Annotated in this window: 1 rRNA gene; it reads right to left on the reverse strand. The window is 52.6% G+C overall.

The features are described 5' to 3' along the window. Positions 1–25: 25 nt before the first annotated feature. A 23S ribosomal RNA gene (locus ACY1IQ_RS21105) occupies positions 26–1,304 on the reverse strand; the annotation flags it as partial.

Genomic DNA, 1,304 nt, shown 5'->3' on the forward strand with positions numbered 1-1,304 from the left:
CTGAAAATTGCACAGTGAAATTAATTAGGTCAAGCCCTCGACTTATTAGTATGAGTCAGCTGAACATGTTGCCATGCTTACACCTCTCACCTATCAACCTGGTGTTCTTCCAGGAGTCTTACTAACTTATGTTATGGGAAATCTCATCTTAGGGGGGGCTTCACGCTTAGATGCTTTCAGCGTTTATCCCTTCCAGACATAGCTACCCAGCTGTGCCACTGGCGTGACAACTGGTGCACCAGAGGTCTGTCCATCCCGGTCCTCTCGTACTAAGGACAGCTCCCTTCAAATTTCCTACGCCCGCGACGGATAGGGACCGAACTGTCTCACGACGTTCTGAACCCAGCTCGCGTGCCGCTTTAATGGGCGAACAGCCCAACCCTTGGGACCTACTTCAGCCCCAGGATGCGACGAGCCGACATCGAGGTGCCAAACCTCCCCGTCGATGTGGACTCTTGGGGGAGATCAGCCTGTTATCCCCGAGGTAGCTTTTATCCGTTGAGCGATGGCCCTCCCACGAGGAACCACCGGATCACTAAGCCCGACTTTCGTCCCTGCTCCACTTGTCTGTGTCGCAGTCAGGCTCCCTTCTGCCTTTGCACTCTTCGAACGATTTCCGACCGTTCTGAGGGAACCTTTGGGCGCCTCCGTTACTTTTTTGGAGGCGACCGCCCCAGTCAAACTGCCCACCTAACAATGTCCCGTGACCTGATTCAAGGCCTCCGGTTAGAATTCCAGTACTATCAGGGTGGTATCCCAAGGATGACTCCACAAAGGCTGACGCCCTTGCTTCCAAGTCTCCCACCTATCCTGTACAGATAGTACCGAAACTCAATGCTAAATTGCAGTAAAGCTCTACGGGGTCTTTCCGTCCAATCGCGGGTAGCAAGCATCTTCACTTGCACTACAATTTCGCCGGATTTGCTGTTGAGACAGTGCCCAAATCATTACGCCATTCGTGCGGGTCGGAACTTACCCGACAAGGAATTTCGCTACCTTAGGACCGTTATAGTTACGGCCGCCGTTTACTGGGGCTTAAGTTCATGCCTTCGTTTGCACTAAGCAATCCCCTTAACCTTCCAGCACCGGGCAGGCGTCAGCCCCTATACATCAGCTTTCGCTTTAGCAGAGACCTGTGTTTTTGCTAAACAGTTGCTTGGGCCTATTCTCTGCGGCCTACTTGCGTAGGCACCCCTTCTCCCGAAGTTACGGGGTCAATTTGCCGAGTTCCTTAACAGCAATTCTTCCGATGGTCTTAGGATTCTCTCCTCACCTACCTGTGTCGGTTTGCGGTACGGGCACTA

It is taken from the genome of Clostridium sp. Marseille-QA1073 (genome assembly GCF_054863625.1).